General features: G+C 30.1%; 17 protein-coding genes and 2 pseudogenes. 6 read left to right on the forward strand and 13 right to left on the reverse strand.

Features of this window, described 5'->3' with window-relative positions; all coding sequences use genetic code 11:
• The first annotated feature begins 172 nt into the window (after positions 1-172).
• The 6 genes and pseudogenes from G9F71_RS16220 to G9F71_RS16245 all read left to right on the forward strand — a co-directional run.
• Positions 173-1,045, forward strand: a complete 873-nt coding sequence (locus tag G9F71_RS16220; RefSeq protein ID WP_224626364.1) for a tyrosine-type recombinase/integrase — start codon at positions 173-175, stop codon at positions 1,043-1,045.
• A pseudogene (locus tag G9F71_RS16225) lies at positions 1,042-1,476 on the forward strand (transposase zinc-binding domain-containing protein); the annotation flags it as partial. The gene G9F71_RS16220 and the pseudogene G9F71_RS16225, both read left to right, overlap by 4 nt.
• A 174-nt stretch (positions 1,477-1,650) precedes the next feature.
• Positions 1,651-2,892 (forward strand): site-specific integrase, encoded by a 1,242-nt coding sequence (locus tag G9F71_RS16230; RefSeq protein ID WP_224626360.1) that lies wholly within the window; start codon positions 1,651-1,653, stop codon positions 2,890-2,892.
• Positions 2,889-3,854 (forward strand): tyrosine-type recombinase/integrase, encoded by a 966-nt coding sequence (locus tag G9F71_RS16235; RefSeq protein ID WP_224626362.1) that lies wholly within the window; start codon positions 2,889-2,891, stop codon positions 3,852-3,854. Before G9F71_RS16230 ends, G9F71_RS16235 begins: the two co-directional genes overlap by 4 nt.
• Entirely contained in the window at positions 3,854-4,906 is a 1,053-nt protein-coding gene (locus G9F71_RS16240) for a tyrosine-type recombinase/integrase (RefSeq protein ID WP_224626679.1), read from the forward strand. The genes G9F71_RS16235 and G9F71_RS16240 overlap by 1 nt, the downstream gene beginning before the upstream one ends.
• Before the next feature lie 127 nt (positions 4,907-5,033).
• Positions 5,034-5,765, forward strand: a pseudogene (locus G9F71_RS16245) (transposase); the annotation flags it as partial.
• Between the two features lie 399 nt (positions 5,766-6,164).
• On the opposite strand, the gene G9F71_RS16250 reads toward G9F71_RS16245, so the two are convergent.
• From G9F71_RS16250 to G9F71_RS16310, 13 genes are all read right to left on the reverse strand, one after another.
• On the reverse strand, positions 6,165-7,346 hold the full coding sequence (locus tag G9F71_RS16250) for a hypothetical protein (protein ID WP_164950937.1): 1,182 nt from the start codon (positions 7,344-7,346) through the stop codon (positions 6,165-6,167).
• A gap of 355 nt (positions 7,347-7,701) precedes the next feature.
• Positions 7,702-7,908 (reverse strand): hypothetical protein, encoded by a 207-nt coding sequence (locus G9F71_RS16255; RefSeq protein WP_164950936.1) that lies wholly within the window; start codon positions 7,906-7,908, stop codon positions 7,702-7,704.
• 228 nt (positions 7,909-8,136) lie between these two features.
• On the reverse strand, positions 8,137-9,393 hold the full coding sequence (locus G9F71_RS16260; RefSeq protein ID WP_164950935.1) for a hypothetical protein: 1,257 nt from the start codon (positions 9,391-9,393) through the stop codon (positions 8,137-8,139).
• A gap of 399 nt (positions 9,394-9,792) precedes the next feature.
• On the reverse strand, positions 9,793-10,746 hold the full coding sequence (locus G9F71_RS16265) for a bacteriophage abortive infection AbiH family protein (protein ID WP_164950934.1): 954 nt from the start codon (positions 10,744-10,746) through the stop codon (positions 9,793-9,795).
• A gap of 155 nt (positions 10,747-10,901) precedes the next feature.
• Entirely contained in the window at positions 10,902-12,791 is a 1,890-nt protein-coding gene (locus G9F71_RS16270) for a reverse transcriptase domain-containing protein (RefSeq protein ID WP_164950933.1), read from the reverse strand.
• 911 nt (positions 12,792-13,702) lie between these two features.
• Positions 13,703-14,335 (reverse strand): recombinase family protein, encoded by a 633-nt coding sequence (locus tag G9F71_RS16275; protein ID WP_164950932.1) that lies wholly within the window; start codon positions 14,333-14,335, stop codon positions 13,703-13,705.
• 407 nt (positions 14,336-14,742) lie between these two features.
• Positions 14,743-16,926, reverse strand: a complete 2,184-nt coding sequence (locus G9F71_RS16280) for a hypothetical protein (RefSeq protein ID WP_164950931.1) — start codon at positions 16,924-16,926, stop codon at positions 14,743-14,745.
• Positions 16,847-17,497, reverse strand: a complete 651-nt coding sequence (locus tag G9F71_RS16285) for a hypothetical protein (protein ID WP_164950930.1) — start codon at positions 17,495-17,497, stop codon at positions 16,847-16,849. Before G9F71_RS16285 ends, G9F71_RS16280 begins: the two co-directional genes overlap by 80 nt.
• 208 nt (positions 17,498-17,705) lie before the next feature.
• A complete protein-coding gene (locus G9F71_RS16290) occupies positions 17,706-20,915 on the reverse strand; it encodes a helicase-related protein (protein ID WP_164950929.1) in 3,210 nt (1,069 codons plus the stop codon).
• Positions 20,916-20,935: 20 nt separating this feature from the next.
• Positions 20,936-23,461, reverse strand: a complete 2,526-nt coding sequence (pglZ, locus tag G9F71_RS16295) for a BREX-1 system phosphatase PglZ type A (RefSeq protein ID WP_164950928.1) — start codon at positions 23,459-23,461, stop codon at positions 20,936-20,938.
• Positions 23,462-23,552: 91 nt separating this feature from the next.
• Positions 23,553-24,365 (reverse strand): DUF3226 domain-containing protein, encoded by an 813-nt coding sequence (locus G9F71_RS16300; RefSeq protein WP_164950927.1) that lies wholly within the window; start codon positions 24,363-24,365, stop codon positions 23,553-23,555.
• Positions 24,328-25,422 carry an AAA family ATPase gene (locus tag G9F71_RS16305; RefSeq protein ID WP_164950926.1) on the reverse strand — a complete coding sequence of 365 codons (1,095 nt, stop codon included), beginning with the start codon at positions 25,420-25,422 and terminating at the stop codon, positions 24,328-24,330. Before G9F71_RS16305 ends, G9F71_RS16300 begins: the two co-directional genes overlap by 38 nt.
• 196 nt (positions 25,423-25,618) lie before the next feature.
• A complete protein-coding gene (locus G9F71_RS16310; protein ID WP_164950925.1) occupies positions 25,619-26,494 on the reverse strand; it encodes a hypothetical protein in 876 nt (291 codons plus the stop codon).
• Positions 26,495-26,558: the final 64 nt, after the last annotated feature.

Consider the following 26,558-nt stretch of genomic DNA (forward strand, 5'->3'; position numbering starts at 1 on the left):
TAAAATATTTTCAACTTCCTAATATAAGAATAGCACTAAACCGCTAGCGCGGTGGTATTCAAAACATAGTTTCTTTAATTTCTCCAGAGCTGATAATCTAAGTATATCAGTTTTTGGTATATATACCCTTTAAAATGGAAAGAATTATAGTTTTAAAGGAGATGTTTTATTTATGACAAAAGAACAAGTTTTAGAAAAGTTAATGTTTGATGTAGAACTCCGAGGTTTAAGCAAACATACTCAGGATGAGTACTATACCAAATGCAAAATATTTCAAAATCACTTTGATAAACCCGCAACTGAACTTAATGAAAAAGACATTAGAGAATTTCTTCACTTCCTTACAACTGAAAAAAAACTTGCCTCTGGAAGTGTTAATTCCTATAATAGTGGGCTTCGTTTTTTGTATGGTGTAACCTTAAATACTAATTTAAACTGCAAACAAATACCTCGTCACCGTAGACATCGTAAATTCCCCAATATTCTTACTCAAGAAGAAATTCAAAGCCTCTTTAATGCCTGTGATAATTTAAGAGATAAATGCATCTTAATGACTATTTACGGCGCCGGATTAAGACTTAGCGAAGTCTCTTGTCTAAAAGTTTCAGATATTGATAGTAATAAAATGCAACTATTTATACGCAATGGTAAAGGCTCCAAAGATAGATATGCATTACTTTCACAAGATAATCTAGAAATACTAAGAGATTACTGGAAATCATACCATCCTAAAGAATGGCTTTTTTATAGCAGAATAAATACCGGCACGCATATTAATCCTAGATCAGTACAGAATATATTTCACAAATACATTAATAAAGCAAATATAACTAAATCAGTTACGGTCCATTCTATGAGGCACAGTTTTGCTACCCACCTACTTGAGTCTGGAACAAGCATATTTCATATTAAACAGCTTCTTGGTCATTCCGATATTAGTACAACCTGTTTTTATTTACATATGGTAAAGATTGAATCCTTAAATGTAAAAAGTCCCCTCGACATGTTGAAAAAATCAAACAAAAAAAATGGAGAAGAACAATGATTGAGGTCCAAGATATTTTTCAACAATATGGCACAGAATATCGTGAAAAACATAAGCTTACGCTTGCCCAACTCAAAGCTATGTCTGCAATTGAAAAGTGTAGGACTGCCCAGTTAGGCGGTCATATAGACAATTGTGAAAGCTGTGGCAATACTCAAATTTCTTATAACTCTTGTCGCAATAGACACTGCCCTAAATGTCAAAGTCTTGCTAAGGAACGTTGGATTGATAATCAAAAAAGTAATTTACTTGACGTTGGATACTTTCATGTGGTATTTACCATTCCAGATACCATAAATTTGATAGTATATCAAAATCAAAAGGAGCTTTATACTATTTTATTTAAAGCTGTCGCTGAAACTCTTACAGAATTAGCATCTGACAAAAAATATCTAGGTGCAACGCTTGGATTTACCTCTATTTTACATACTTGTTATTCCTACTTTTTTATTATTCCGATGTTATCATTATTTTCTTAAACCCATTGTTTTTAAACGATTAGAACAGGACTTTATAAAAAAAATCGGAATAATATATTAACATCATTTGACGATTAACTATTTTAATATATGGTTAAAATAACCATTAAAATAGGAGGTATTATTATGAAACAAGTAACATTGGATCAAACAATCCAAAGGGCTTTAATTTTAATGGAATCGTTAGGTATAGGTAAATCTAATTTAACGACATTCAACAATCGTCACTTTAGTAATATTCAAAAATATTTTGCTGAGCATGGTGAAACTTTGTTTAATATTGATTTATTGGAATGCTATCAAAAGTATCAGGAGACGCGGTTAAGGTGCAAATTAATAGGGAATTGTTACTATACGGTACTGATTAGATCTGTGAAAATACTTATTGAAGTCTATCAGACGGGCACATTTCAGTGGAGGTTCTATGGGTCAGGACCTGAGTTTAAGGTCAATTCATATTTTGAAAAGTGTATAGATAAATTCTTAAGTACTTTGTACCGAAGCACTGAAACCAAGAGACATATAAATTCAAAAATCAGAAGATTTATGAGCTTTCTTGAGAGCCGTGGTCAGGAAGATTTTTTGTTGTTAACTTCAAGCGATTTGACAGAATATCTATCATTTATCTATCCATTTAATAAGGGTGACATGGGACATACTGTTCATGCATTGCACGTTTTTGTTGATTTTCTTGTTAACAGTAGCATTGTAACAAATAAAAATTTAACAGCTCCATTACAGAAACCAGTGACAGCTAGAAAAAGTGTGTCACCTTGTTTTACTCATGATGAAGTAATGTTGATGATGAATCAAACAGACAGAAAATCACCAGATGGCAAACGTGATTACGCAATAATATATCTCGCTTCACATACTGGGCTACGCGCTATAGATATTGCAAATCTGAAGTTTAAAGATATTGATTGGATTAATGACAAAATCAATATCATCCAGAAGAAGACAGGTGGTTATTTATCTCTTCCACTGGAATCTGATACAGGCAACGCAATAGCAGATTATATATTGCATGGGAGACCTGAATCTAAATCGGAACATATCTTTTTAAGAAGCCTTTCTCCATATACAAAACTAGGTAATAACCATTCTGTAGGCATTATTATTGTAAAATATATGAGGATGGCAAACATTGACCATAAAGCATATGATGGAAAAAGTTTTCATGCTTTACGCAGATCAATGGCAACATGGATGCTAGAATCTGATATTCCACTTTCGACTATTTCACAGGTACTGGGGCATAAATCTATGAATTCAGCCAAACCGTATCTTTCGATGAACGAGCGAAAACTTTCTGAATGCGCACTTGGTTTTGAATTCATCCCTATTGAGATGGGGATATATTCATGAATACATTATTTGAAAGCGAATTAGCAACATCAATGGAAGCCATGATAAAATACAAGGAATCTTTAGGATACTCCAGAGTTACCTATGAACCATACTTAAGAATGATTGACAAGTTTTGCTTCGAACATTATCCTCAAGAAACTCGTCTGACAAAGGAACTAGTTTTGAAATGGTCGCAGTTACATCCTCGGGAACAGGCCAATGGATTCAGAAGAAGAATGATTGCTATTCGGGAATTGGGAAAATATCTAAATACTATTGGAATTGAGGCGTATATCTATCCTTCTGAATTCCTAAGTAAAACCCAAAGGTTTGAGCCATATATCTTTACAGATTGTGAATTAAAAGCATTCTTCAATGCCGCTGACATCTTTTCTCGGAGTAAAAATGCACAATACAATCACTATGTTGTACCTGTTATTTATCGATTAATCTACACCTGCGGTTTAAGACCGGGTGAAGTAAGAAATATTAAATGCACAGATGTAAATCTGGTAACTGGGAGAATTTATATACGTGAAAGCAAAGCATATAAAGATCGTATTGTAATAATGTCGAAAGACATGCTACTACTGTGTAATAAATACGAAGAAATAATTAAATCAGTATTGATAAATCGGGAGTACTTCTTTACTAATTCAAAAGGTACAATTATTAGCAAGCAGTCATTAATAGATCATTTTAAGAAATGCTGCGCAAATACAGGCATAATTGGTTTCTGTGGGAGCAGAAAACCACGTGTGTATGATCTACGTCATAATTATGCTACAAGAAAGTTTATGAAATGGCTTGATGAAGGAAGGGATCTATGTGCCGTTCTACCTTACTTGAGTAAATATATGGGACACTATGACTTTTCACAAACATCTTATTATATTCACCTACTTCCTGAAAGACTTATACATTCAAAAGCAATAGATTGGAAACGTTTCTCGGATTTAATACCGGAGGTACAGATGTGATGAAAAAACTCAATGATGAAGGATTATTCCGGTTAATTCATGATTTTCTAAAAATATATATGCCAATTCAGAAACATTTAAGTAGCAACACGGTTAAATCATACAAAGAAACTTTAAATCTTTTTTTTGATTACATCACAAAAGTTAAAGGAATTCGCATGGCGGACATATCGTTTTCAAAAATAAATAGCCAAATTCTTTTCTGTTTTCTTGACTGGATTGAAACTGAACGTCATTGCAGCGTATCCACAAGAAACTTAAGATTGGCCTGTATACGTTCGTTTTATAAGTATGCAAGTACAATGGATTTTACCCTTATGGCTTATAGAAATGAAATATTAAAAGTTCCGCTCAAGAACGATACCTATAAGAATACAGTAGTGAAATACATGTCTGAAGAAGCCGTAAAGGCGATTATGAAACAACCGGATATTACGACGGATAAAGGAATTCGGGATCAGTTCTTCATGATTCTCATGTATGATACAGGTATAAGAGACCGTGAGATATTGGATCTACACCTTAGAAATTTTGATGCTGATTCCAAAACTCCATGTGTTCACGTAACAGGTAAAGGCAACAAACAGAGAGTCTTACCGATCATGCCAAAAACCGTTGAGCATTTTAAGAAATATGTGAAAACTTATCATCTAGATAATAATCCTGACAAATATTTGTTTTATACAGTAAGGCATGAAATGATTCAACAGATGTCTGACGACAATGTAGCTAGATTTATGGACATCTATAGCCGTAGAGCAAAGATTGAATGCAGTGAAGTCCCAGATAATGTACATCCACATATGTGGCGACACTCGCGAGCAATTCATCTTTACAGGGCAGGAATGCCGCTACCTTTGTTGTCAGAATGGCTGGGTCATGCACAACTGGAAACCACTCAAATTTATGCATATGCCGATACAGAAATGAAACGTGATGCCATAAAAAAAGCAACTAATAAAATGAATCCACTTATGGGCATAGAAGAAAAACCCTGTTGGAAAAGCGAAAACAGCGAAGCACTCATCCGAAAGCTCTATGGATTAAGATAATATTATTCCGATTTTATAAAGAAAATAACAGCATAGATAACCATATCTTCATATTTTCAACTTTGTATACATTAAAATCGGAATAATAAAAAAGTAGGAATAACAAGTATTATCCCGACATCGGGATAATACTTGGGGACAAAACCTTATGCACCATCCTCATATTCATTGTATTGTACCCGGTGGAGGATTATCTTCAATAGGAAAATGGATAAATAGCAGAAAGAAGTTTTTCATCCCTGTTAAAGTGCTATCTCGCAAATTCAGAGGCAAATTTTTATATTATCTCAAACAATTATACTCCCAAAATAAGCTTGAATTTCATGGTAGTCAACAATATCTTTGTAATGATAATGAATTTAAAAACCTACTTTCCTCTGTATATTCTAAAGAGTGGATTGTTTACTGCAAACCACCTTTTAAAGAAGCTGCATGTGTAGTCGAATATTTAGGTAGATATACTCACAGAGTTGCTATATCAAATAATCGTATCGTTAATATTGAAAATGGCAATGTTACATTCAAATGGCGCGATTACAAAGATAGTAGCAAATGTAAGTTAATGACTGTTTCTGCTGATGAGTTTATCCGTAGGTTTCTAATTCATATACTTCCAAGTGGATTTATGAAAATAAGACACTATGGTTTACTAGGAAATCGAAACAAAACTACCAAACTTAAGCTTTGCAAACACCTTACTAATACACCTATTTTACTTAAAGAGAAAATATCAACACTCCAATTAATCCAAAAGATTACGGGAAGAGATATATCCAAGTGCCCACGATGTGGTTCGAACAAACTTAGCCGTCATACTTTATTTTCTAAATCTCCTCCTAACTCTTTACAAACTGCATAATATTAAGAGTGTGCTATTTTATGGGGAGGGGGAAACTATGTCTATATATCTAGATGTAATGGTGTTTTTATATGGTTATCACTTTGATTTTAACTATATCCTCAATTAATCCATTAAGTTAGGTAGGGGTGGGGTTATTCAATCCCCATAAGTTCTAATTATACTACCGCGGTTTCGTGCTATTTTAATTATCCAAAGTTAGGCGTACTTCTATATTTTTTTACACTCAGACTCTTATCTAGGGTTTGAGCTTTTTTTCGCGCCTAACTTCGTATAATTCGCTAAGAATAATTAGAAGTTCAAATCGCAATGATATTTGTATATAGTTTAAGTATTTACGACGTGTCAGATTCTTATACGACAGTTTACCAACTATATAAAATGTATTGTTTAGTTCACTTACAATGTATCTCTATAGATATTTATTTCTGTAATGCATTTATTAATATTTGCTTCATAATTCCGTTCATATACTTTTAACCCACTAGGAAACTCAATTAACTTATTTCTAATAATCTTATATATATCTTCTTTACTAATACCATATTGAAAGCAATTCTCAAAATCTATAAGTACAAAATAAAAATAGTAGTCACCGTTAATATAATCACTATCACCACCATGATAGCAACAATTCTGATCATCAAGGCTTAGTTTCTTACGATCCATCAATATCCTATAACAATTATCATTAGTGCAATCAATATTATATTTATTAGAAGTACTGAATTTATGAATTCCTAAATTATCTACTAAATCTGAACATGCTTCACCGCGGATATACCAAACTTTAGGGTATTCTTCTGATTTTTCTTCTGGAAGTACATACAACTTTCCATTTTCTGTTAATAAATTTAGATATTTTCTTTGCTCATCCTTTATATCGTAATTAAACATTTGGAAAGCAGTATCAAATATGATGGCAGCTAAGATAGATTCTTTTAAGCTATTGGACGCACTCCAAGTCAATTTAAATAGTAAATCAACATTAGTTTTGTCTAGTGTAAAATTCGTTATTAACCATTGTTTAGTATTAAATATTTCATTTACTGAATCTTTAACTAACGATAATACTACCATTAGGCAGTAAAATATTGCAAATAATATGTATACATATTTTATATCAGTATTCTCTTTGTTTCCATATTTACGACTTTCTCTAAGAAGTTGAGTTATTTCTTTAGTATAAAAATAAAATATGATAATACTAGTTATTGGAGAAATAATATTTAATAGTTCGGGACTTTCCTTATAATACTGGTTTGAAATGAGATAAGCAAATAATAATATCATTGGAAACTTTGAAAATTGCCTTAATATCTTGAGCGGTGTACTATATTCATTTTTAAATTTTTGTATTTTAGTTTGCAACGGTTTTTTTCGTTTTCTAACTATTAGTTTTAGTAAATTTAAAAATATACATACAAAATTTAATATATTTTTTTGTATAATCACTTTAAATAAAGATACCTTGCTTAGATTTTTTTTTATATTTTTGTTATTAGTGTTTGATATCTTCCTTCTGTTTGATATCTTCCTTCTCTTTGATTTCTTCCTTCTCTTTGATTTCTTATTTTTCATCCTAATCTACACCTTTCTTGAGACTTTGATTAATTTCTAGATGAGTAAATACAAACCTATTAAAAGCTGTAGCATACCTACGGTATGCTCGACTTTCATGAATTAAGTGTTAATTTCGGGGACTACGCATTTTAGACAATATATGAACTTAAATCTAATTCTATATCTTTTATTCTTTTTTTTAGTACTCTCTTCTAATATATCTTTTGATATATCTTTTAGTTTTTTTATATAGTTATCAACTTCTTTTATAGTATTTTCATCATATATGTCCTTATCTCTTTTACGTAAAATATTAACTCTTTATAAATATAACTAAAAGAAGCACCTAAAACTAGGTACTCCCTTCTCTTTTTTAGCTAGTATGACATTCATTACAACAATAATAACAACCATTACTTTTTGTATAATGTTTTTTAGCCTCTTTTACAGCTTCCTTACATGTATTAAATGCTCCTAAGTATAAACAATTTTCTTGATTAGGCTTATGCTCACAAGTAGACTTGTGAACCTCATGGTCTCCATTTGTTTGTGCATTTTTATTTACATAGTATAAATCCACATTAAATTCCCCCTTCTTTTTTCTGTTGCTATTAAAATTAAACCTGTTGTCATTAATATTATACCATTTTTTTATATAAATGCATTATTTATGTTATATTAACTGGTAAATCCTTTATATAGCAATATCTAAATTCAATACATTTAATCCAACATTTCTTAATATAAAAGAAGAAGGGGTACCCTTCACCGATACTCTAATGAGGACATGCTTTGGTGGACTCACTTGTTAATAATAATTATCATAATTACTACTCATTTCTGATCTCATCTCTGCTTCCCATTCTGATTTAACCTCAGCCATTATTTCATTATGGGCCGACATCATTCCATTAATTCCACTTAAGAAAGAAAGCAACTCTTCAAAAAAATTATTCACATTGTCAATATCAAACTTATGCTTCTTCTTAAAATATACATTTAAACTTTTACTGAATGGATATCGAAATAAATCTGCACCTCCATCAATACTATTAAGTTGATGAATATACTTAAATGCATTTTCAGAAGTCTTGTCTCCTTTAGGTGGATTAGCATGTTCTTCAATTTCATCTTTGATTAAATTCCATAGTCCTAAAATTTTATGTTTTTTCTTATTCATTAATTTTAGGGCTGTTTGAAATTCAAACGAACATTCCTCAAATAAAGTTTCCTTTAATGATATTTCAACCGCATTACGATATAGATAACACATAGGTATAAATAAACCATCTTTTAAGGTCTCATCATTACTAATTAATTCATAAAGATATTTTGCTGAATTAGTGTATGCCATAACATATGGATAATACTCTTCAGAATTATACTTATATCCAACAACACTTTGTCCATAATAACTTCCGCCTTTTTCAAGAAAAATAGGTTTTATTTCTTTATTTATTTTATATTTTCCATAACCGTCCTTATATAAGGAATCCAATAATTCATATGCCATAAGCATTTTGTTTCCAAATTTAACTAAGTCTATATGTGTTTGCTCTGTAAAAACGGGGTGTATTGAATATATTTTATTACCAAGCCAATCCTTTTTTGTTGAAATTCCAAATGGATACCTAAATGAATCCGATTCTCTATCAATATCATTAATATCACTAAATAGCTCTAATAACCAGCAAAACGAAACTTCATCTACTTTAATATCTGCTTCAATATATGGTCTTATTTCAAGTAACAAATTGTGTAAATTATGATTTGTTCTTTTTAGAAACTCACTTCTGTCTTCTATATTGGTAATATACTTAAATATAATAGCTTTCAAAATCAACTCAATACTATGTCTAAACAAATAGGCAACAGCAAAAAAATAATTATCCAGGTTACTTATACTAGCTGATTTAAGTAAATACTCAGTAAGTTTATATGCAGATAATTTAAATTTTTCAGCATATAACTTTAATAAAATACTTAAATCATTATTATTTTCTATTTCAACAATTTTACCATTATCAATTTTATAAATATCTGCATTTGATTCAATCCACTTCAATATATCACTCCTCATGGAACATTAATATTACTTTACAATATATTCTTTATTAGCGAAAGATATCTAGACGAAGATTCCTTTGTATGTCTTCATTAATTTTATCTTATATGGATTTCAATAACCTCTTAAGCATAGATACTTCTACTCATATTATCAAACAAACCATTGGTATACAATGCTTTGTGATTTCCAAATAGATATTATTATGTGATTTTCATTAGTATAGATAAAGCTCTATATTTTTCTAAGTAGTAGCAAACATAAGTTGTCCATTGCATTTCCAACTTCTGTCATCACCTCGGAGGTACTTCAAGAAATTAGAATGTAGTGAAGATTTCTTGTTGCTAACTTTCTAACAATCTATTAGAAATATCAATTTTGCAACTTCCAATTATTAGCCTAATTGGTATATGGATAATATGGATTATCAATGTGATACAAATCGAATCTCCCCAGAAAACCGCAGGAATTTATCTTATTAATGAACTCTTGTCTTTCAGATATATCATTGAAATCACTCATATACCACATAATATTCTTTGTATCAAATTTGTTACATATTTCTTTTATATAAATCAAATCAACATCAGAAAAAGAAAACCCATATGAATAAATATTGCTAACATCAATGAGATTATTAAAAAATCCTTGGTGTGAGTTTAATGCTTTTACTGTATTCTTTTTTAAATGATTATGTATGTCTTGAAAAAATGATTCTGTCCCAATTGGGTCATGTCCATCTTCATAATAATCAAAATCTACCCCGTGACCAAAATAAAGTTCTTCCCCCTGTCTTCCATGTATATGACAAACATGTTGAACCTTATATACTATTTCTAAGGTATCTGTATAATTAAATGTTAAAAAGTAATCATTCTTACGATTTATCAACTTATTAAAATCCGGTATTTTTTTCTTCCATTTACTAATTCTGATTTCATTAATCCAGTCTTCAAAGAATTTTGTGATACTCTGTACCGGATATACTATACGTGAAGCAGCATCTTCATAATTATAGGCTGTTTTCCAATCAAGCAAATCACCATCCCTGTCATAGACTTTTTCAACTTCATCCATGCATAAGCCTAGGTCTAGTTTCCCAACTGATTCTTCTACTTTTCTCCACTCAGCACCATCTTCAGCCATATCTATTAAACATTTTATAAAGTCAACAATTTGATTATCATCGTAATAATCACCACCATCTGGATCCATGTGGTATTCCGGTATAATCAATTCTTCCCCTTTTGCTTTGGGATACTTTTTTGAAAGATAATTATAAAAGTGTATGTATTTAGTCTTAAGTTTATGAGCTACATCAAGTCCATTACCGATTATAAATAAATTAGGCATTTAGCATCACTTCCTTTTAGCATTTTTAATATAATCACGAAAAATCTAAATACCGATAGGTGAGCCACCGCTTTTACCACCAAAGGTGGCAGTCAGAGTCGCCTTTCCCCCGGTTCACACCGTACGTGATAGTTTCCCATCATACGGCGTTCCATCTATACAGCTGTTTTTACATGTGAATTCCCAAGTCGTTTCCTAAAACTCTCTATTTTCTTGCGTATTTCTGTTTCTAAGTGGCCAATATTAGCAGTTGCATTTTTGACTAATTCAAAACAATCCTTATCCATTGATGCAAGATTAGATACTTTATTTATTTTATTAATTGGCAGTTGTTGGTTTATTCTGTGTGTATACAATATACCCGTATATAACCATCTTCCACAACACCTGCATTTTACTTTGTCACGATTTAGTGCGTAGGCTCGGTTCATATAGTATTCAAAGTTGTAGTTCTTATCGGTCATACCATTGCCTATTAACATAGATGTCTTTTCAGTTAATATTTCTTCTAATCTTGCATCTCGTCGTTTTTTCTTTGTTCGTTTAAAATATATCTGACGCCCTTCTTCTGTAAAAGGATTTTCATTTTGGTTTTTTTGAAATATTCTTTTCCACTTACAAAATGCTAAATTTGTTACTCCGATATAGATATCACCATATTTTATAGCAGGAATTTTCTGACTGTAATCCATATGAACATTATTGAGATTTTGGGTTTCATTAGCTGGTATCCACGAGCCTTTATATTTCCTCAAACTTTGGCTAGCAACAATTGCTACTCTATGTGCAAACTTTTGCATAACTACATTTACCCATGAACAATTACTATAATAGTTTATTAATCCCCGTATTTTGCTATTAGTCAAATTAATATTATGTATAACCTGCTCCCTGCTAGAATGAATATGGATATTCTTAATCTCTTCACAAATAGAGTCTACTTTAGATTTTAAGCGAATTCTGTCAGGCATTGTTCTTGTAATGTAGCCTTTCTTTGCTCTGCCTTTAACCACTTTGTATTCGCATCCTAGAAAATGTATATAGTTCTTCCGTATATCAGTTATTAGCGTTTTTTCATTTGATAGGCTTAGTTTCATATCATTATATAAAAATTCTTGTATTTTACCTTTTAAGAAATTAGCATGTTCTCTGCTATCTGTTATTACACAAAAGTCGTCTGCATATCTTACCAGATATGCGGGTATTAAGTTTGACCTTTTTCGTAATGCAGACATCTTTCCCCATTGGATGGAGTAATTAAAGTTGGTAGATTTGTTCTCCCATTGTTTAGATAGCCATTCATCTAACATATCCAAATAGGCATTTGCTAGTAACGGTGAAATTATTGAACCCTGTTGAGTTCCATCTTTATTAATTTCACATTCACCCACAATACCTGCTTTAAGCATAGCTTTAATGATTTGGAGTATTCGTCTATCTTTAATCCCCATGTGATACAAGCGTTTGAGTAATATGCCATGATTAATTTTTTCAAAACATTTACATATATCCCCTTCTACTACCCAATAATATCCTGTTTTATGAACTAAATCAGTCAATCGTTGCGTTGCCATTTGTGCATCTCTCATAGGTCTAAACCCATATGAGTGATTAAAGAATTGTGCTTCAAGAATTGGTTCAAGCACTATCCTTATACACTCTTGTACAATCCTATCTCTTATAGAAGGGATACCCAATGGTCGTTTTTCTGCTTTTCCTGGTTTATCAATATACTCACGTCTAATTTTCTGTGGAATGAATCTTATAAACGCACTTTGAATATCTTCTATAACCCATTCATAGGGTTTTTCCAAATAATCCTTCTGCATTGTTTTCGAATCAATTCCAGGGGTCTTACTACCTTTGTTGGACTTAATATTGTGTATTGCAGTAACTATTGTTGTTTCTGATGCCATGATTTCAACTAGCCCTCTAATCGAGGGTCTTTTACCTTCTAATTTCGCTAATTTTGAAGTATTATATAACTCATCTAGTGTTTTTCGCAATCTTGTTTCAGATTTTAGGTAGTCAAATTTTTGTGCCACATTCACCGCCTCCTTTGGATTTGGTATTTATGGTTTTAGTCAGTTTTGCCTACGGCTTCCTTGACAGACTGGTTACATGTTTTACTGTATAGACTATGCCCCTTCACTCTACCACCATTACGGAAGCTTCATCACTACTACAGGCTGCTGCCCTGCAATTTCACCAATCATTTCCTATTGGTTAGAATTGGTATATCACCCATTACGTTTTTTTTTTTTTTTACGTATCCTATTGCAGTTCCCTTGTTCCCGTCACTTTAGCTTTACATAGCAGTTTTAGCTCTACCCTTTAACCCGACTGCCGCTTTTAATCAGTGTGATTTTAATATTAAAAGCCTTGGACCTTTACGGTTTTCAGTTGAATTCCATGGAAGTATATGTAAATCAACGACAGCACCTCACATGAGGCGAGTTTCTTCTTATTTGAAACCCTATAATTTACGAGCCGTACTTTCGGGTATTCGTCAGTCTTTAAGACATTCTAAGCATGACTGTTTTTTAGCTTCCAGCGTACTTACTATCATCACAGATAACATTTTTCGCAACTTCACCGAGCTTCGCACATCAAACATGATATTGTTTGGGCACGTCGGAGTATTAGAAATTTTGTAACCCCTCACACGGGGTCAGGCAGGTACTTCCCCTACCGATTCAAATGACGAGTTCTACTTGCTTTTATCTTTCACTAGTAGTCCGATTTTATTATATATTTCTATATAGATTGTTCGGAAATAAGGCGCACACTTCCCATTATAGACATTATCTACAGTATATTATTTTCTTGCTTATAGTACATTCTATTGCGTACTTTAACATATTAATTCAACATAAATCTATCTTTTCCTGCAACATTTGTAAAATTAGGTAAAAATGAAGCTCTGAGATTAACCCAGAGCTTCATTAACTATAACCTATCTACCTTCATACTCTTTAACCTTCCTATAGAATGTAGCTTTAGACATATTGTTCAATTCCATTGATTTAACTGCTGTTATTTCTCCATTTTTCCATTGTTTATATATAATCTTGAAGTTATCGTTTATCTTAATTGTAGTTGGTCTACCGTAATTATCCCATTCCCCTCTATCCTTCATGGCTTGAATCCCTTCTGTTTGTCTCTTTTGTCTTTTCATCATTTCAGCATGGGCAAATGAAGCATACATTTCTATCAGCATATTATTAATTGTTTCCATCATCATTTCAGCCATATCATTTTTCATACTACTATAATTAACTAATGTAGTAGGAAGCTCCAATATCATAATTCTTATTCCATTGTCCTTAAAGTATCTTAATTCATCTAGTGTGCTTTGTTTATTTCTACCTAATCTGTCAACTTCACTTATAATTATAATATCATTTTTCTTAGCTTGTTTCTTAAGTTGAACATAGTCTGGTCTATTAAAATTCTTTCCTGTAGCTTGGTCGGTAAATGTGTATTCTAGTTCCATGTTATTTATAGTACAATATTCTTTAATTGCATTTATACCTCTATCTAAATGTTGTTCTTGTGTAGATGTTCTATGATAACCATATACCCTCATATAATTAATACCTCTCTTTAAATAATTAACTAAGTATATTATATCATATGCGACTCTTAATGTAAGCACTTTTTAGTGATACGTATTAAATGTCATATGCATATATTATGATACTTCAAATATGTTGATGTATGGTAATGCTAACAGTGTATCAAATTGTATACTTTATGATACGTAGTTATAATAGATCTTTCGACTATAGACATATCTATGGTATTTTATCTTATTTTTACATATATGTAAATATAATCACCCAAGAGGTGCTTCCGAAGGAGGAACGATTGAGTTTGTTATCCTTAGTGTCAAAATAATCTCCAACAAAATCTATGTAACCTTGGTTGATGATTTCGCCCACAATTAGGATGTTCTATTGGTGGAGGCGAAGCACGACATTTAAACTCCACTAATTAAAAACTATATTTATCATATGCTTTTGCTCTCTCTCTAACTAAATAGTTATTATCTACTGAATATTTTTCTATAACATATTTAAATATACTTTTCTTTTGCTGCTTGTCTATATTATTTAATATAGCTAATTTTACTCTATAGTCTAAATCGTTACTAATTATACTAATATATTTGTGTACAACTTCATCAGTGAATTTTCCAATAAATTCAAATAAACAATTAGCAGTTCTATATTTCACTTCATAATTCTTATCACTAATATATCTAGATACAAATTGTAATAATATAATATAAATCTCTTTTTTAATTTCCAGTTTTTCACTATTATGCAAAAAAGATTTTATAGCTTCAAGAATTTTTATATTTTCATATACATTATTATCATTATAGTAACTTAATAACTCTAACAGCTCTGTTACCGCTCCATTACCATTGATAATTTTATACATTACATAATTGCCACTAAGTGTTAAGTTACTATCTTTATCAAACAAACCATCAACATATCCCTGCAATAATTTTTCTTCTTCTAATAAGTTATAGTACGTATTCCAATCAAATATTAAGTTTTGTTCTACTGAAATATTTTTCAAGTAAATTAATAATTGTATACAGCTTATTTTTTCAGATATTGTTTGTTTTTCCTTCATTAAACATTCTTTACATGTATCAGTAATTATTTGCAACAAATTATCATCTAATATATTAGCATTTGAAATCATTAAAATTTGTTTAATTATATCTTCAGGATTATATCCATATCCATAATATACTCCATTTCCTTGAACAACATTTCTATGTTTAATTTCTTCTAAATACTTCATTATTGAATTATAATATTCATTATCATTTTCTGAAACCTCTAAAATATAAGATTCTTTTATTTCATCCCAGTATTCATCTATAATCTCATCTATTATCTTACTGTGTTCTATTCTTGTTTTTCTTAAATAAATTATACAATATTCCAATTTATTATATCTTGCCTTTTGTTCTTTATCTTTTACTATATTTATTACTATATCAATTATTTCTTTAATCATTTCTTCATCTATTTCATTATTAGGAATTAGCGTAATTATTTTAAATACATCATCATAAAACCTATAATATTTTTTATTAAGTACTGCAATTAAGAATCCCACTATTTTTCTTTTATTAATTCTATGTACATTAGATAGTATTGATTTAAAAACATCTTGTCCTAAAAATAAACTTGAATTATTAGAATATAACCATTCATTAAATATGTTAAAAATTTCGTTTTCTATATTACTATAACCATCATCTGAAAAATAATATCCAAGGTAGTTAAAGACATTTATTTTCAACTTAATCTTACTGTATTTTCCATCCATTTTGTCTGATAAATAATACAACGCTTCTATCTTATCCCTGCTACATACTGCAATAACATTTGAATTTCTATCACAAATATCCTTAATAAACTTTGAATTCTCATTTAAAATGCTGTACCTTAATGCCTCAAATCCCCATTCATTCGTATTGTATATTTTATAAAAATTATAAAATATATCTTGTAATAGTCTTCTCACTATCTTTATATGAGTATATGATCCATAATAAACTGCCCATATAAAATACTCACTAACACTCTCTAAAATTTTATCTATTCCCGTTCCTACATGTGAAGTATATGGTGTGCTCATTTCTGCCTTGGTTTTTTCTTCAATTATGATCTTATATATTTCTTGTGCTAACCTATCTAAAACTGGATAATATAATATGTTTTGATTTTTTTTTAAAGTATTTTGTGCCTGACTCTCATTAAAAACATTATTTATATTATTTGATAAGTATTCTAAATTTCCCTTATCTATTAATATATCATTAAGAATCCATTCAGCTACTTTTTCCTTTATCCCTTCTTTATATGCTTCATCTAAACTATTAATAGCCCCTTGTACATTATCATTATAACAATATTTAATGCTTTCCCATTTCTTTCTCACTACTTCTTTATTAACCTCTACGTGAGAGTCTATTATCAAATTTATTAAATCATTAAATTCAGCATCTTTAAATTCTTCCTCACATGATATTAATTTAGCGAAATATAAAAAACTCTTCTCTAAGTCATTAGGACTTTCTGTCTTCTGTCTTCTGTCTTCTACAAAACTTGTTTTTTCCTTTGAAATAGTTATATATATTAGTAACACTATTTAGTAGACTTTTTTTCATCTGGTACTTTTCTATTTCATTTAATATAACAGTTACATTATCATCTAAATTTGTTATATCTTCTTCTATAATCCCCATATTATTTAATCTACCCCTACAATAATCCTTATATATAGAAAAAATGTCCTCAATTACGCTCTGATATCCTTTCGCTATAAACTCTTTAATATTATTTACAAAAATAAATTTAGGACCATGAGGCCCATATAAACTCTTTTGAACGGTTGTTTCTTCTTTTTCAGGTTTATTAAAAAATAAATATATTGATTTTTTATGTAAATCTTTTGCTCTTAGATATTCTTTCATAACACCTTCCGGGAATTTTTCATCTTCATTATCAATTAAAAATAACACTAAATCACAATCATCTAATTTACCTAAATATGAATCTATCGCACTCTTACTATATGCACACGAAGCTTCAAATACATATATATCCATGAAACCAGTATCCTCTAACCTACATTTTAAAGCTTCTCTCACAATATCATATTTCTCTATTCCACACTTTGAACTTATAAAAATTTTTATTTTTTCTTTAATATTCATACTTTCTCCCCACCTTCCCTTAGTCCAAGTTCACACTTTGGATACTTATGATTGCAATCTCTGTCGTTTCTCCCGTAAAGATAATATCTTTTAATTTTTCCTTATTGAACCTAAATCTCCTGTTTTTATTACAGAAATAATAAAAGACATTACCATCACATCTTAATATAAATTTTTTATCAAATTATTAGTTTTTATAAAATCCACCCTATATATAAATCCTTTTATCAACCTCAACTATCTGATCATTATTATTAATATAATAAACAAGTAAATCTTCTCTAATTCTTTGCAGATCGTTCCGGTGACCATCATCAAACCTAAATGATAAATCATCAATTAAAATTATATATCTCGGCTTACCATCTTGTGTTTCGCTGTAGAAGTCCACTAGCCCAAACTGTCTTTGCATTTTAATATTTGTTCGCCCCTGCTCTTTTTCATATTGATAAATCAAATCTTCATACTTATTTATAATGATTCTCTTATTTGTGGAGTTATCAGGCACTAGCGTTATCTTTAAAACTTTTTTAGGAGGTCTCATCTGAATAGTTCTTTCTCTATTTATTTCCTCAATCCTAATTTCCTTTTTTTCTTCAATCTCAATAAGCCTTGTATTCATCTGATTTATCAATGCACTATTATTATTCTCTACATTTGTAGATCTATATTTTGATAGTTTTTCAATTGTATCTTTATATTGAGCTTCAAAAGTACGCCTCAAGAATTCACTTTTCTTATCCAATTTTTCACTTTTTGTATTTTTCTCAATAATTAACTTTTCCTCCGTATATTTTATAGCATATGACGTTAGAATATTCTTTTGTTCACTCTCCATTCTAGCTCTGGAGTCCATATTTATATATTGCATAAAATATGGGTCTACTTTAAATATTTCATTTCCCTCTGAAGTTGCTACATACAATAATTCATTTAATATTTCTCTTCCAGTACCATCACTAATGCTAATTTCATAAATTTCTATATCTAGCTTTTCTAAGGTTGGATAATGAACTTCAACTTTTTGCATTGCAATTTTTTCAAGTTCACTTTCTGTTAAAAGCATTGATAACTTAAATAATGAATGGTCATCTTGCATAATTGCTATATCTTCACTTTGATATTCCATCAAATTTTCTTCTTCATTTGTATATTTTATATTTGAGTCACTGAATCCCATATTTAATTTCTTTCTAGCAAAATCTCTTATAGATTTTGGAAGTCTATCAATACGATATATACTACCAGATCTTGTTATTTTAACATTTTTATTGGTTAATGTTTTATTTACAAAATCAGTATATACTCTTGATGAAATAGCTTTTAATTTCAATAGATTTTGATTATTTCTCATTCTAGTTAAATCAAAAGCATTATCCTCAAGACTTTCTGCTTTAGTCAATTGTATTAATTTCGCATGTTCCTCTGATAATGTTTTCTCCATTTTACTCACGAGTTCATCTAAATTAGTTCTATTTCTAATTGCCTCTTCCATAAGAGCCGCAAGACTTATATTGTTATCTTCAAGAATTTCTCCAATAAAATCAAATACTAATTCTTTTCCAAGATCCTCTTGCATTTGTTCCATTTTGGTCAGCAACCTATACATAACATCGCCTTCACGCGTATTTTTCGCTACCAAATTGAAAACAACAACATTGTTTTTTTGACCAATTCTATGAATACGTCCCATACGTTGCTCTAGCTTATTTGGATTCCAGGGAATATCGTAATTTACCATCTGATTGCAAAACTGCAGGTTAATTGATTCACCACCAGCATCTGTGGCAAGCATTACAGGTAATTCATTTCTAAATAATTCGACTTGTCGTCTTCTCTCATCCATAGAAAATTTACCGATAATCTTAGCAATTCCTGAAACTCTATCTTTTAGTTTATTTTCAATAAAATTTAATGTATCTACAGCTTCAGTAAATATTATAATTTTCTCACCTTTCTCGATGATGCCATTTTCTCCAAACAAAGTTTTTTCTAATTCAATATATTTCCTTTCAGTTCCTTCTATTCTAATTGCTTCTGCTTTTTTTATAAGTCCTTCTAAAATATCTATTTCTTTAATTAACTCATTAATATCAATGGAATCCTCACTTTTTTCTAATAATTCTTCAATTTCAGCCTGGTCATCATATGACTCGTCATCTAAATCTTCAAAATCAATATCTTCAAGCCGCATATTAATATCATCTTGTGCTTTAATACTGCTTTCTAACAACTTAAATAGGGCTGCATGTCTTCTTTCAAGGGAGAAGTATATTGCATCAATTGATGAGCTTAATCTTCTTTGAAGCAACATCATTGCAAAAGAAGTGCCTTTATTCCCCCTTTGCTCTGCTCTATTAAAATGTTCGCTAACATAATTAGTTACATCCCTATAGAGCTCTAATTCATCATTGCTTAAATCAAACTGCAAAGTTTTAGTTTTTCGCTCTGGGAATATAGGTGTTCCATCGAAATTAACCATTTGTTCTTTTAGCCGCCTTATAACAAATGGATTGCTTTTCTCTTTAATATTTGTATCTACAGATACATTAGCGAATATATCTTCATCTACAAGCTTAAGCAGGTGCCTGTAATTTTCAATATCACCCTTATGAGGTGTTGCAGTTAGCAAAAGTCTATGTTCAGTCTTTTTTAGTATTGCTTCTCCAAGTTGGTAAATCTTTGTTTTCTTTGTTTTTTTCTTTTTTGTTCCTTGGGTATAAGCAGCCATTTTGTGGGCTTCATCCACAATAAGCATATCATAATTTGCTTCTATTAATAATTCCTTTACATCATGTCTTGCAGCCCAATATAAAGATGCCAAGCACAGAGGATACTCATCAAAAGGATTCTTACCATCTCCTTCATTTAGAGTATTCCTTGTTATTATTTTAAAATCCTCATTAAACTTTGACTTTAGTTCTTCCTGCCATTGCTTTAAAACTAATGGAGGTACAAGAATTAAAATACGCTGCGCAATTGCCCTGGCTTTTAATTCCCTTATTAACATGCCTGCCATTATTGTCTTACCCGCTCCCGGATCATCTGCCAGTAGAAACCTAACCTGTGGAGCTTGTAGCATAGTACCATAAACTGCCTCAATTTGATGTGGTAAAGGTATTAAGTTTTTGCCACCTAAAGCTTTTGAAGATGAGTATTTCTGTTCAATTTTAAAATAAAGATATTCTAAGTACCGCTTAAATGTACTTGTATCCATAAATTCATTTTTCGAATCAGAAATGTTTAGCTTCAGAACATTTTCTAATTGGATTTTATCCATAAGTGTCTCATAATATTTATTTGTATTTTTCCCAAGAGCTTCAACTATGAAGTATTCACCATCTATTAGTTCTATTTTTTTTATCTCTACTGTTTCAGGCCATCCAGTTCCCCTTACAATATCCCCAACCTTAATCATGCCGACCTTCCTCTCTATGTTTAAAATGAATCATAAATTTTAAATTCATATTGAATATCTTTATATGATTTTGAACTCTCTATGTCTTCTAGTCTTAATACAACATTTTCACCAACAATATAAGATTTTTCTTGGAATATAAATGTTTTTTCAACTATTCTTTTGGATGCTTCCTCCATGGAACCAAACACAAATATACCTTCATCTGAAATCCTATTTTCCCCTTGATAAAAACCTGCTTTTAAAATTCTTTTTGACAGTTTATCATCAACCTTTTGCTCCTGAAAAAATATCACCTTAAAATTATAACTTGTTATAGTTCTGCTACTAGCAATATTAATGTCAACCTTTTGTTCTTCTTTTCGCTTGCTAACTCCTTTATTCTCTTTGTAACACAATACAGGAATAATAGCCTCTTGAGGCATAGCTCCTCCATGAATAAACCTAAGTCCTCCACCTTTTACTTTGAACCTATTTAGCCCTGTGGCAATAACTGTTTCAGCATTTAATCCTATATAATTTAAATTCATTTTTTTAGTTCCATCAGTGACAATTAAATCTTTACCTATCACAAAACGCCTGTTTCCATCAAATATGTTTCCATTCACAGCTATAGCCTTATATTTTTCTTCTATTTTTTCAGACTGATAAATAAACCCATGATCGCTGGTTACAAATATTCTTACAGCACCATAGCTTCCAAGAAGCTTTTGCATTGCATTTTTAAGTTCATCAATACCAGCTTCAACTGCTTCATAAGTATATGCCTCCGAAGCAGAACTATCCCCCGTTTTATCAATTCTATCGTGGTAGAGATATACAAGTCTCTTACCTTTAATAATCTCTAAACCCTCTAATTTACTAAGTGAAGTCAATTGATTAAGTTTCATAGCAAGGGACCCTTCTTGATAGCTTTTAAGAATCTTCTGCCTATTTTCAGTTCCCATAGTACTTAGTCCATCTATATATACAACACCATTTTCATCAATTGAAAACTCATTATTAGGTAAAAGACTAGCCATACCTAATTGAGTATAAGTAGGTATAGATGCTAGAGCCGGGATTACTTCCACCTCAGAATTTATCCTTTTTTTAAGTTCTTCTTCTAATTCCTTAGCAATTTCATACCTAAAGGCATCTGAAATAATAACAAATACCCGTTCTGTGGTTTTATCCATCAAGGGTTTTATCTTTTCACCATAAAAATCCTTTTGCATAAGCATTTTGTCTATAAAGTAATTGCTCGCTAGTTCTTTATTTACTATTTCATCTGTCCATTCAGCAACTTTTTCAAGATAATAGTTACTATACCAACTAGTAAAATACTCTACAGTTTTAAACAATATTTCTGGCTGATTTGCATTTTTAAACTCACTAATTAGGTTTCTATAAAACCTGTCAACTTTATATAATTGCTCTGAATATTGTTTAGCCCATGCTATAACATTTTCAGGGGCATATTGATTCCCAAACTTTAATTTTTCATTATAAAGCTCCAGTGCTTTTGATAGAATTTTATAATTACTATTTATACCTTCATCATCCATCCAAAAGGAAGACCTTCTATATGATAAAATTTCCTTCCATAACTCATAATTAACTGTTTCATTAAACATCTCTTCAATGGATTTTAAAACTAAAAACTGCTCAATTACTTTAAATGTATGACATTTATAATAATCAAAGTAGGATTGCTTTTTTAAAAGGTTACCTATATCCCACTTAATCTCAAGGCTATTTATGTACTCTTTTATAACAGAGGTACCTTTATTATATTTCATAAAGTCTTCTAAAAAAATATTGCAGGTATTTGGCAGCGTTGAATTAAACATGTGTTTAAAGTCCTTAGTAAAATCAATTTTTAAATTAGAAGTAAAGTGGCAATAAATTATGGTATCCATCAAAAGTTTCAAGCTTTTTTCTTCTGAATTTATACCAAAATAGCTGTAGACTTTCTTCCAAAATATATCAAGACTAAAAAACTTTCTAATATATTCATAGGCTTCATTATCGTTTTCATCAAACCCTTTAATCAAAACAGCCTTAACTACATCTTCTATATTCAAGGAATTTGCCTTTGACAATACACATAATATACCTAATATTAACTCCTCTTCTGATGAAAAATCAGGTAGAAGGCTTTCGAGTTTTTTGCACCTTTTATTATCATTGAAAAATCCTATATAACTTTTTATAAAATCTCTCATATTTAAATGCTCAAGGTGATATCTATCAATTATAAGAGCTACATCATCTGCATTAAATTCTTCAGAGTAAAGCAAAATATCTAAAAGTGGATTTTCCTTTTTATTTGGTCTTTCAAAATCCCCATATAATAAATAATCGCTATCTTTATCTAAAATTTCAACTTGGCATCTAGTTTTAAAGCTATTATTCTCTGTAATTCTAAAGAGTTTTATATTGTTTTTTTCCAGTTCAATAATTAGAGCATCTACATCCCTATCACTATTTTTATCATACCAAAAGACTATTTTTCGCGGGTCGCAATCATTAAACTTTTCCACTAACTTTTCTATTAAATCCATATTTTCACCCTCTATATCTATTTACTAATATCTATAAAAATAGCAGTAGTTGATACCGATTCAACAACTGCCACTTCTCTTTTACTATTTTCTATAAAATAAATTCATTTATAAAATTGTATAATTTTTTAATATCTTCGCTTCCAGTGATTGTTGCCTCACTAACCCACTTATCATCAGATATTGACACTTGATTTGCTTTTCCTGGTTTTAAAATATTTGTCATGCAACCCATCAAAACCTTTTTTTCACTTGATATTGACCATCTATTTTTATATTTAGTATCAACATTTGTAACGTATTCATTAGCAGATACTAATAAATCTTTATATACAACACTGGCACCTTGAAGTAATAAATCTTCCAAGGTACCCTTGCTTTCATTATTGGGGAACATATAAATATCAGCTTTTATGTTTACCCCGTTAAACATTCCAATTTTATTTTCAAAGCAACTTTCATTAAATGATAAATCTCTACTTTCTTTTATCACTTTAATAAAGTGGCTAAATCTCTCTTCTTGCGTACTTTCATCTGCATCACAAAACACTAAAATACCCTCTATTTGTTTTAAGTCCTCTCTGGCAAAAGCAGAAATTGTCAAATCAAGCTCAGATATTAGCTTTGAATCTCCTCCCGCTGATTTTATGGCTACAGACACATTTTCATTTTGATAAAAACTTGGAATTGGACTTACTCTGTCTAATTTATTCTCACTGAATGGATATTTATTAGGAATAAGTTGTTTCCACAAATTAGAAATATCATTAAGTGATCTGATTTCTTTTACACCTAAAAGTTTTAAAACCCTCCCAATCATAGCTACATCATGTGGTCCTTCAACAATAAAATAATAATGTTTCATACTATCGCACATCCAATCCCAAATTGTTTCTAATACCATACAGTTTTTCTCCTGAGATTCTATTTACATACATATCACTGTTATCATCTTCTAACCTATAACAAACAATATCACTTAGATGATCTTTTGAACCCTCAAGTATTGCATCAATGGCCTCAACGCTATGAGTAGTAATAAAAACTTGAGTATTATATTTTTTGCATGCATTCACAAACCACTTAAAAAAATCTTTTAATGCACTTGTATGAATTGCAGTCTCTATTTCATCAATAAGTAATACTCCGTCTTTTAAACTTAGTATTGAACATGCTATTAAAATCACTTTTTTAATTCCATCTCCAAATACTGAAAGTGGAATTAGTCCTAATTTATTATGCTGCAAATATGGGACAGTCCTTCTTTCCTCCCCAAGTAATTCTAATCCAATTATATTTTTATCAAAGGCGGTTAGCATTTCAATGATATCATTTTTACCACCGCTTTTTACTGCATTACTAATAACTTTAACTAATTTGTTTTGGGCATAATGATCTACGGGTGATAGATAATCAGTTTTCATCAATCTCAAACTCTCATCATTACTAATTTTAAAACTCTTGTCATTTTCATCAAATTTAAAATTAGATACTGTTTCAACATTTGATTCAATTAATTTAAATTTACCTATAAAAGATTTCATTTCACCATTATTATCACCTAAATCAAATTGATGACTGCAAATTTTTTCATTATCATGTATTTCCATAAGAATTTTTTCTTCATAGCCTTTAATTTCTAAATTTATTGTTTCATCATTTATTTGTGCTTCTAAGCAAATCATTTTGTTTTTGTATTTTTTATTAAACATATTCATGAAGGATTCATAAGGCGTTAACATTCCAAAAGTAGTAAGGGAATATTGAGTTTCTCTCTTTCTCGCAACTTTCACAAAACTTCCAGGTTCTTTAGGATACTCTAAAAGCTGAATGGCTTCCAGTATTGATGTTTTGCCTGAATTATTATCACCAACTAATATATTAATTTGCTGTGTATTAGTTAGTTCAACATTGTTTAACCCTCTAAAATTAACAATATTTAATTTGTTTATATATTGCATTTTTTCACCTTCTTATTAATATTATTAATATTATTTATATAATTCATATTATATCTTATGTTTTTGAAACTAATATATAATTTTTTCTATTTTGATACTTATTATTATACCATTTGTACTATTAAATATCCTAATATTAGGTACTAATTTCAACTAGCTTTAGTACCTTGATAACCCCTATGTATTTGTTTCTTATTTATTTTTTAATATTGTTGTAATCAATTCTTTTATAATCAGATTTTTTCCTTATTCTATTTAATATTTTATTACCTTCCTCATTAGTACAAAACATATTCTCTAAATTCATAAAATTCAAAATAAATCTCCCATGTGCAACTAATTTGATATGAACATTTTTAATTATTTCTATAGTTTCATCAATATCTATTAACCTTGGTTCTATCCATTTACCATTAAATTCTTCAGTACCATCCTTTGACATTTTGCTAAATCCCATCATTCTTGTATATTCAAGACCATTAACTTGAATATTAGCTCTATGTTTGAGGTTATTCGCAAGTTGTTCCCTTAAAAAACTAACATCAGGGTCATCCCTATACTCTTTTAGTTTCGCTTTTAGATCTTTTGCATCTTCATTTTCACCTTCAAGCTTTCCTAGTATTTTTAATATTTGATCATAGTTACATTTCTTTAAATTAAGCAAATAACTTTCTTCACTACTTATTGCTTTAGGATACAATGTGTAGGCAAACCATATTATCTGATAAATATAATCTTCACAAGAATTGTACCAAACGATAGCATTCTTCAGATACTGATACCTCATCCATAATTGACCCTTGTAACCACTATCCCAAGAAATGATATTACTATCATAGAACTTCTCAAAAGCATTTATTAATGCTGATCTAGCACTTGCAATCATTGAATATAATTCAATGAATTTATCTATTGCAATCGAATATTCAATATCATGCATTAGGCTAATTTCTCTTATATTTATATCAATTTTAAAATCCTCCGGCAACTCTATACTATTAATAAAATTAGATTGATCATGGTTCCACTCATCCCAGGTATATATCTTCTCTTTATAAATGAATTTCATCATTGAATAACTCCTCCATTAGATTACTTTCATCTAGTTTAGTACTTCTACTACATTTTCTGTCTTT

Origin of the sequence: Clostridium sp. FP2 (assembly GCF_011065955.2) — a bacterium.
In the GTDB taxonomy this organism is placed as follows: domain Bacteria; phylum Bacillota; class Clostridia; order Clostridiales; family Clostridiaceae; genus Clostridium_AD; species Clostridium_AD tagluense.

Bases quoted from the DNA above. Each gene is read 5' to 3' on its own strand.
- G9F71_RS16220 (WP_224626364.1), top strand. From the start codon at position 173: ATGACAAAAGAACAAGTTTTAGAAAAGTTAATGTTTGATGTAGAACTC.
- G9F71_RS16230 (WP_224626360.1), top strand. From the start codon at position 1,651: ATGAAACAAGTAACATTGGATCAAACAATCCAAAGGGCTTTAATTTTA.
- G9F71_RS16235 (WP_224626362.1), top strand. From the start codon at position 2,889: ATGAATACATTATTTGAAAGCGAATTAGCAACATCAATGGAAGCCATG.
- G9F71_RS16240 (WP_224626679.1), top strand. From the start codon at position 3,854: ATGAAAAAACTCAATGATGAAGGATTATTCCGGTTAATTCATGATTTT.
- G9F71_RS16250 (WP_164950937.1), bottom strand. From the start codon at position 7,346: ATGAAAAATAAGAAATCAAAGAGAAGGAAGAAATCAAAGAGAAGGAAG.
- G9F71_RS16265 (WP_164950934.1), bottom strand. From the start codon at position 10,746: ATGCCTAATTTATTTATAATCGGTAATGGACTTGATGTAGCTCATAAA.
- G9F71_RS16275 (WP_164950932.1), bottom strand. From the start codon at position 14,335: ATGAGGGTATATGGTTATCATAGAACATCTACACAAGAACAACATTTA.
- G9F71_RS16285 (WP_164950930.1), bottom strand. From the start codon at position 17,497: ATGAATATTAAAGAAAAAATAAAAATTTTTATAAGTTCAAAGTGTGGA.
- G9F71_RS16290 (WP_164950929.1), bottom strand. From the start codon at position 20,915: ATGATTAAGGTTGGGGATATTGTAAGGGGAACTGGATGGCCTGAAACA.
- pglZ (WP_164950928.1), bottom strand. From the start codon at position 23,461: ATGGATTTAATAGAAAAGTTAGTGGAAAAGTTTAATGATTGCGACCCG.
- G9F71_RS16300 (WP_164950927.1), bottom strand. From the start codon at position 24,365: ATGGTATTAGAAACAATTTGGGATTGGATGTGCGATAGTATGAAACAT.
- G9F71_RS16305 (WP_164950926.1), bottom strand. From the start codon at position 25,422: ATGCAATATATAAACAAATTAAATATTGTTAATTTTAGAGGGTTAAAC.
- G9F71_RS16310 (WP_164950925.1), bottom strand. From the start codon at position 26,494: ATGATGAAATTCATTTATAAAGAGAAGATATATACCTGGGATGAGTGG.